This window comes from Haliea sp. (genome assembly GCF_040222615.1).
GTDB lineage: Bacteria > Pseudomonadota > Gammaproteobacteria > Pseudomonadales > Halieaceae > Haliea.
In genome coordinates this window covers 1-8,142 of the sequence record NZ_JAVKCQ010000155.1, presented here as the reverse complement: position 1 = coordinate 8,142, position 8,142 = coordinate 1, and the positions used below count along the sequence as shown (strand labels likewise).

The following is an 8,142-nucleotide window of genomic DNA, read 5'->3' as shown; positions in this document are numbered from 1 at the left end:
CGCGAGTTGTCCGGTGATTTCAACGTACTGGGCGTTGCCATCAGGGTGAATTCGCTTGTCGCGCTCCTCGCGGTACTTCGCGCGCAGGGCGTCCGGATCAAAGTCCAGGTCTGGGTGCTTTTCAGATGCCGTTGCCAAGTGGGTTTCTCCTCATTCAGATCGTAGCTTGCGTGATAATTAAAATATTACTATACGCAATTTAAGTTTTACAATAAACAGAATTTGTATTTGCGCATATTATCACTCAACAGATCAATCCGAATGGGACAGGGCCGCTACACCCCTGACGGGCCCGCGGTGCAATCGAGCGGCTGAGCCGTGTTGCGAAATGGCAACGCCAAGGCACTTTTACGGGCGGGGGCTATCGAGGTCTGCGAGTCTTCATCACGCCTGAGCGATATGAGCATTGAGCCGAACCCATCAGGCTTTACCCTCCGGCCAACAAGAAGAGGAAGGGAAGTAGCACTCGCGGAGGAGATCATGGACATCATGGCGCACTTCGACGCCTGCATGATGCACCTGGCCAGCGGACCCTACGACCCACTCAGGACCGGATATCGAATGATGCAGTCCAGTGCCGGCTGGCGGGGGGCTGGCGGCGAGATCGAACGCTAATTCGGCAACACTACTGCGTATCTGCGCGAAGCTGTTAATCTAGCCAAACACCTCACGCACGTGTTGGGTATCCATATACTCCCTTATTTTCACGAGCTTGCCGTCGCGGATCATGTGCAGCACGTGGATGAAGTTGTTGTATACCTTGCCGTTGGCGAGCTTGCCGTAGCATTCCGCCTCCATCGCCACCCGGTCGCCTTCGGCGGTGAGCACCGAGACTGTGACCCGAATGCCGTTTGGCGCATACTCACCAATGCCCTTGATCGAAGCGGCGAATTCATCCTTCGCATACTCTCCGGCGCCCTCGCCTGACCCAGGCACCCACCAGGTGCCGTCGTCGGCTACCATCTCCAAAGCATCATCAAAGCGGCTTTCCGAGAACGCCTTCCAGAAATCCAATACCAGCTGCTTGTTTACTTCAAGATCCATCGCTATTACCCCCAGTCACATGTGGCGCGGAGCCGCGCTCCTCGCACGCCTGCACCAGTTCCATCGACTGGATCGCCTTATTGGTTGGGAAATCGATAACGCCAACATCTACAGGCTGTTATTTTTGTTGCTGGAGGCCCGCATACCCGCAGTGACTAACGCGCCGGCTCAGGATAACTCACGAGGCGGCCTGTCCAAGCCCTGCTTTCATGATCAGGTCGGTGTCGCAGTACTCAATGAGTTCGACTAACTTGCCGTCTTCAAGTCTCAGCACGTGGCAGTAGGTATTGTTGCACTCCGTGCCGTTTTTGCTTCGCCCGCCCTCTCCGTGAGCGAGCACGACGACATGGTCGTCGTCGGCAATCAATCGGTCGACGATCATCCTTGGCACCTCTTCAAACGAGTTCATCATTTTCGGAGCCAGAGCACTCTGGATTTCCTTGATACCCGCGTAAACACCTGAGATGGGTGTCGAACCGATGATGGTCCAGACCATGCTTTCGGCAAATGCACCAAACATCGGTCCGTAATCGCCCGTGGCCACTGCCGCATATAAATGCTCGACGAGTTTCTTGTTTTCTTCGGCGCTCATGAAGTCTCCTGATGAGTGGTTTAAGGTCTCGTTCCGGGGCCTCAGTTTCCCAACTTGGCAAACTGTTCTTCGAGGGTCTGACGGCGTTGCAAGCTAAGATCCAGAAATGGAAATGGTATGTCAGGCTGGCTCACCGCGTTCAACCGGGATAGCTGATCCTGTGATAGCTTGATACCCACAGACTGAACGTTGTCTTCGAAATGCTCGATTTTACGAGCTCCGATGATAACGCTCGAAACACCCGGCTGGTGAAGTAACCACGCCAGGGCAATCTGGGCCGCGGACGCATCGTGTTCGGCAGCGATCTCCATGAGCACCTCGACGACCCTGTCGCCTCGTTCCGGGTCAACAGGTGGAAACGAAATGGCTGCACGGCGCCCCGCTTCTGTGCCTTTTCCAGAATATTTTCCGCTGAGGAACCCACTGGCGAGCGGACTCCACACCATCAGACCCATGCCCAAATCATTGAGCGCAGGAAGCACTTCGAACTCGAGCTCCCTGCCAACCAGCGAGTAATAAGACTGGGCCGAGACGAACTTTTGAAACCCTCGCGCTTCACAGATGCCGTAGGCTTTCGCGATCTGCCAACCGGTGAAATTCGACACGCCGATGTAGCGCACTTTTCCACTCCTCACCAGGGCATCGAATGCCGAGAGCGTTTCCTCGAGCGGTGTCGTCGCATCCCACGCATGCGTCTGATAGAGATCGATATAGTCCGTGCCCAATCGTCGAAGACTCCCCTCGACTTCGCGCATGACCGCCTTGCGGCTGGTGCCAAGTGAGTTCACATCATTGGCCATCGGGTGATTGACTTTCGTGGCAATCACCGCTTCTTCACGCCGCGTACCGATGGCTTTGCCCAGCAATACCTCGGACTCGCCCATGGTATAAGCGTTCGCGGTATCAAAGAAGTTGATGCCGGTATCGAAGGCTCGGTCAACCAGCCTCTTCACCTCCTTCTCACTCAGTCCGCCAATCACCGGCGTCATCGGCCCCTCGCCGAAATTCATCGTGCCGAGACACAAACGGGATACGTAAAGTCCTGTGTTTCCTAGTGCCGTGTATTCCATATTTTCCTCCATCCATCGAAATGCCGGGTCGGGCGAAAAGGGCAGACTGAGCAGTCAATCGAACCCTGCCAGGACTAAAATCGGGCCGACCCGGATGCGTTGCGTCATAGCATTTAGCCGAGGTAGTGGTGTTGCCATCAGCACGTAAGAGATCCAGGCCCGGGGACTCTTCAGGTGCAGTTAAGATTTGAGCTCCTGCTCATACTCATACCTGGCAGGGATATAAGATTCGCGTTTATTAAGTGAATAATATGTGCGCTTATCCAATTAATCAATAAAACATATCATGTTTTGCGTACACTATTTTCATATACCTAACATTTGACTCATCATGGTTCTCTTTTAGGACGGATCAGAACACCAGGTGATTTCAACTCCTCAGCGTAACGCCTGCGAAAGCACCCGTGTGTTCACCTGCCTCCAGAAAACACTGACCATTGACGATCACATGATCGTAGCCTGATGCGGTTTGCACGTAACGACCCGCACCACCGGGGAAGTCGTGTTTGTATTCAGGCAGATCACTTGCCAGCGCATCAAGGTCGATCACATTGATGTCGGCAAACGCACCTTCTCTGATTACACCCCGATCTTTGATGCCGAAGAGATCAGCCGCATCCGATGTCAAGCCGCGAATCGCATCTTCGAGTTCAACTTCGCCGGTATCGCGAACCCAGTAGGAGAGCAGCCAGGTTGGTCCACTTGCATCCATGACCTGCCCCACATGCGCACCAGCGTCTCCCAAGCCTATCGCAACGGTGGGGTTTTTCAGCATGTACCTAAGGGCTTCTATGCTCTGGTTGTATTCCGGATACCAGACCACTACTCGCCCCTTATGCTGTCTGTTGAGTTCTATAAATGCTTCAACCGGTGTCACGCCCATTCTTTTGGCATGAGCTGCTAGCGTGTTGTCCGGGTTGAAGGTGTAGTCAACATTTTCATCCGTCAGCACAAACGACATATCGACATCCACCATGATCGGCTCTTCCGGATTGGCGAGTTGCGCCCGCATCTTCTCGTTTTCCAGCGCAGCAACGCGCTGCTCAAACGGCAGTTTTGAGAGCTCTAGCCAGGCCTTGCTGTTAGCAAATGGCGTGCGATGATGAATGCCGAATAAATCACCGATCCCTCGTGTCGTTGCTTGCGGGCGAAGCACCGCACCCTTTGTGTTTTCTTTCTCAACAAAGTCAATTATCTGGCGATACAGATCCGGTCGACGATAAGTATGCCCCAATCCGAAAGTCACCTTGACATCGTTCTCACGAGAAATCTCGCTCATCCAGTCAATCTCTGCTCGAGACTTCGGCAGGTGTGCCTCGTGGTCCCTCTCACCAAATCTTGGCGCCGCCCCGAATACGCCTTTCTCGTGCTTCCCAAGCACGCGGCCGATGGCAAGCAGTTCTTCGGTATCTGCATAGGTACCCGGCACATAACGACCGTCCGGCACCTTATGCATATAAGTACGGGACGTAGAGAATCCCAGCGCGCCAGAGGCAATGGCTTCATCGACCAGTGCTGTGATTTTTTCGATGTCTCCGGCAGTGGCTGGTTCCTGACCGAGAGAGCGCTCACCCATGGCGTAGTAACGAACCGCACAATGACCGACCATTCCGCCAAAGTTGATGCCCTTGTCCATCTTGTCGATGGCCTGCAGATACTCGCCATAGGTCTCCCAATTAAAGGGCACGCCTTGACGGATAACAGCGGCGGGAATGTCTTCAACCGATTCCATCATATTAGCCAGATAGTCCCGGTCTTCCGGTTTGCAGGGCGCGAAAGTCACACCACAATTACCCAAGACTGCTGAAGTAATGCCGTGATAGCAGCATGAAGACCCGAACGGATCCCACGCAATTTGCGCATCGAGGTGCGTATGAATATCGATAAACCCCGGTGTTACGATTTTATTGCTCGCATCGATTTCTCGTATGCCCTTACCCGACACCTCGCCGACTTTGGTAATACGATCACCGTCGATGGCGATATCAGCGTTTTTCCTGGCTGCGCCGGTGCCATCAACGACCGTTCCGTTACGGATCACAAGATCATGGGACATGGCTGGCTCCTTTTGAGTTTTTGCTATTAATATGTCTTGAACTCGTTCCTTAAGTCCGCTCTGTCGTCTCCAGGACGATCCCCGCCTGCAGAAGCCGAGTGATGTGATCAGGAGTGAGCCCCGCGTCGCTCAGGACCTCGCGCGTGTGCTCGCCCAGGAGCGGGGAGCGGCGCGGGAAACCGGCGGGCGTGCGCTCAAAGCGCGCGAAACCACGCACGGTACACATCGGGCCCAGGCTGGGATGCGGATCCTCCTGAAAGAAGTCGTTTGCGGCAAAGAACGGGCTGTCGTACACGTCGTCCCCCCGGATCGCCGGTGCTGCCGGGACGCGCGCCGCTGCCAGAAGTTCCAGCGCGTGGTCCCTTGGTAGCTTCGCCAAAGCCTCGGCCAGCGCGGCCGCGAGGGCGCCAATCCGTGGCTCCACGCCTGCGGCCGTCGGCGGCCAACGCTCCGACCAGTCCTCGCGCCCAAGCGCGCCACACAGAGCGAGATAGTGGTCGTCGTGGGTGCACGAGAGCGCGAGCCAGCCATCCGCGCAGGGATACAGGCGCTGGAGGGCAGAGATCCCGGGGCAGTCGCGACCGCCCAGCGGCGGGTCCTCTCGGCCCTCGTACCAGGTGAGTTCGCCGGACTGGGTGAGCACGATGGCATTCGCCAGGCAGGTCTCGACCTTCTGACCTCGGCCGGTCGCCTCGCGTGCGTGCAGTGCGACCGCGATGCCGAACGACGCCAGCAGCGCGCTCCCGACGTCGCTCACCGCGATCGCATCGAGCACGGGCTCGTCATCCCCGCCCTGCGCCCGCGACAGGCCACTGCGCGCCTGAGTCGTAGGATCTAACCCGGGGTCGCGCGAGAGTGGGCCGACGGGGCCGTAGCCGGTGACCGAGACGGAAATGATGCGCGGGTTCACCGCGCGCAGCGTGTCGTAGTCGATTCCCAGACGCTCGAGCACACCATGGCGGTAGTTATCGCACACCACATCGGAGTGCCTCACCAGATCGTAAAAGGCCTCGCGGCCCTCGGCTTGCTTAATGTCGAGGGCCAAACTGCGCTTTCCCTGGTTGATACCAACAACGTCCACCTCGTAGGCGCGGTATGAGTCGCCGGAGAGAGGCTCTACCTTGATGACGTCCGCGCCGAAATTCGCTAACACAGTGCTGGTGAACGGGCCCGCGATAATGCTGCCCAGGTCCAGGATGCGGACGCCGGCGAGGGGACCTCGGGCAACTGGTGCCGAGACGCCGCCCGACATTTGGCGGTCCGACAGAGAGCGGACCGCGCGGGGGAAAAATTCGGGAGGCTCCGCGTCGCGCATCAGCTGGCGCACATGGCCCGGCGTCTCACTCAGCTTGACCGGAACGCCAGGCAACTCGACGCGCCCGAGTTGCGGGTGATCCAGGCCCACGCGCATCTTGTTCGCGGCAACTGTCTCGCTCGCGAACCAGTTTTGGCGGGTGTCGACCGGGCCACAGGGAACACCGTGCTCGCGCAGCAGCGCCATCCAGTCATCGAGCGGTCGCTCGGCAAAGCGCGCGTCGAGCCGCGCGATGACGCGGCCGACGTTCTCGGGGCGCATGACGTTCGCGAACTCGCCTTCGATACCTTCCATGACCATGATGTCGAGCAGGTCGAGCACGTCGAGCGCGCGCACGAAGTGCTCGAAGACCAGGGTGCCCAGAAACAGCCATTCCCCGTCGGCACACTGATACAGCCGAAAGTTCGGGGCGATGCCCCGTGCCCCGGGCTGGAGCCGCCTCAGGTTGGCCAAGTTGCCGGCGCCCGCCAGTGGACGAACGAGGACGTTACTCGAGGTGGCGGCGAAGGCGTCCAGTCCAGACACGCTAAGCTCCTGTCCCTTTCCGCTGCGGTCCCGCTCGTAGATGCATGAAGCGATCGCGCTCGCCGCCAGAATGCCGTGGGCGTAGTGAAGCTGGGGTGTCACACGGTACACGGGCACGTCTTCCCAGCTGAACTGGCGGAAGGACGAACCGCTCATGGCGGCCAGCAGTGCGTGGTCGGAGGGTAGGTCGGCGTAAGGCCCTGTACGGCCGTACGGGGGCAGCGTCGCGTAGATCAGGCCCGGGTTGCTTGCACGCAGCAAGGCAGGTTCGAGTCCGGGCTGCACAGAATCGGCCACGAGCACATCGGCCGCTAGCGCGAGCTCGTGTGCGCGGTCGGGCGGGGCGCGGCGTTTATTGCGGTTCCAACACAGGAAGCCGGGATGAACGCTTCCTGGATCATCGTCCGCCTGCACACGCAGCACGTCCGCGCCCATGTCGGCGAGCAACATGCACACCAAGGAGCCCGGCAGGTCAGCGCACAGGTCCAGAACGCGCAGACCCCGGAACGCGCCGCTTTCACTATCAATTGCTTCTGACATATTATTCAAGTCTTCATTAAGTCGTGATCTTACAGGCTGCCTCGGCCTTGAGGTCCGCGCAGTCATCGGGCATCACCAACTACCCCGTGTGCTTGATGACGAACTCCCCGATGCGCGCTACGGCCTGCTCCGACTCCGGAGCCGTAGGCGCCAGGAGAGGCCACACATGCACCAGGCCGGGCCAGGTTTCAAGCGAAACGTCGACACCGCTGGCCTTCGCCCGCTCGGCCACGCGCACGGAATCGTCGAGCAGCACCTCGCGTGTGCCGACCTGGATCAGGAGCGGCGGCAAACCCCGGTAGTCGCCGTGCACGGGGGACACGAGCGGCGATCGCAGGTCAGACTCCGACGCGTAATGCTGAGCCATCCCCGTCAGGGATTCGAGCGTCACGAGCGGATCGTCGACGGCGCCGGGCCTCGTGGAGTCGCCTGTCATCTCAAGATCCGTCCAGGGGGACAGACACGCGCCAGCGGCCGGCAACGGATCACCCGCGTCACGCAGCGAGAACAACGTGGCTAGCGCCAGGCCACCGCCCGCGGAGTCGCCAGCCACGACCAGGGTTTGCGGTGATACGCCCTGCGCGAGCAGCCAGCGGTAGGCCGCCGTCGCGTCCTCAAGCGCGGCGGGAAAAGGGTGTTCAGGCGCGAGCCGGTAGTCCAGAACCAGGCACCGGGCGCGGGAGGCGCGCGCAATGCGGGAGGCGAGCTCGCGGTGTGTGCCGATGGAGCAAAACACGTAGCCGCCACCGTGCAGATACAGGACGACTCGCGCGTCCTCGGACTGGGAGGTACTCACCCATTCGGCAGGCACGCCCCCCGCGTTGACGGGCTCGCACACCACATCGTCGCGCAGTGGCGTGGCCAATGCCGCCTGCTCGGACTGCGCTCGCTGCTCCTCAAGCGACGGGGGCTGCGCGGGCGGGTTCTCGAGCTGGGCCACCATGGCCTGGACAATCTTATCGTGAACTTCGCTAGCCAAAACTCACCTCCAAGGCCAGTC

At 59.1% G+C, this 8,142-nt stretch carries 7 protein-coding genes; 1 reads left to right on the top strand and 6 read right to left on the bottom strand.

Going from position 1 to position 8,142, the window contains the following annotated elements; translation table 11 throughout:
* Positions 1-489: 489 nt before the first annotated feature.
* Complete coding sequence (locus RJQ10_RS12665) at positions 490-615, top strand: hypothetical protein (protein WP_350147128.1); 126 nt, start codon at positions 490-492, stop codon at positions 613-615.
* Positions 616-654: 39 nt separating this feature from the next.
* On the opposite strand, the gene RJQ10_RS12660 is transcribed toward RJQ10_RS12665, so the two are convergent.
* The 6 genes from RJQ10_RS12660 to RJQ10_RS12635 form a co-directional block, all read right to left on the bottom strand.
* Entirely contained in the window at positions 655-1,044 is a 390-nt protein-coding gene (locus RJQ10_RS12660; RefSeq protein WP_350147126.1) for a nuclear transport factor 2 family protein, read from the bottom strand.
* A gap of 178 nt (positions 1,045-1,222) precedes the next feature.
* Entirely contained in the window at positions 1,223-1,636 is a 414-nt protein-coding gene (locus tag RJQ10_RS12655) for a nuclear transport factor 2 family protein (RefSeq protein WP_350147124.1), read from the bottom strand.
* Between the two features lie 41 nt (positions 1,637-1,677).
* A complete protein-coding gene (locus RJQ10_RS12650; RefSeq protein WP_350147122.1) occupies positions 1,678-2,706 on the bottom strand; it encodes an aldo/keto reductase in 1,029 nt (342 codons plus the stop codon).
* Between the two features lie 370 nt (positions 2,707-3,076).
* Positions 3,077-4,762, bottom strand: a complete 1,686-nt coding sequence (locus RJQ10_RS12645; protein WP_350147120.1) for an N-acyl-D-amino-acid deacylase family protein — start codon at positions 4,760-4,762, stop codon at positions 3,077-3,079.
* A 49-nt stretch (positions 4,763-4,811) separates the two neighbouring features.
* Complete coding sequence (locus tag RJQ10_RS12640) at positions 4,812-7,142, bottom strand: CaiB/BaiF CoA-transferase family protein (RefSeq protein ID WP_350147118.1); 2,331 nt, start codon at positions 7,140-7,142, stop codon at positions 4,812-4,814.
* A gap of 79 nt (positions 7,143-7,221) precedes the next feature.
* Positions 7,222-8,121, bottom strand: a complete 900-nt coding sequence (locus RJQ10_RS12635; protein ID WP_350147116.1) for an alpha/beta hydrolase — start codon at positions 8,119-8,121, stop codon at positions 7,222-7,224.
* Between the last annotated feature and the right edge of the window lie 21 nt (positions 8,122-8,142).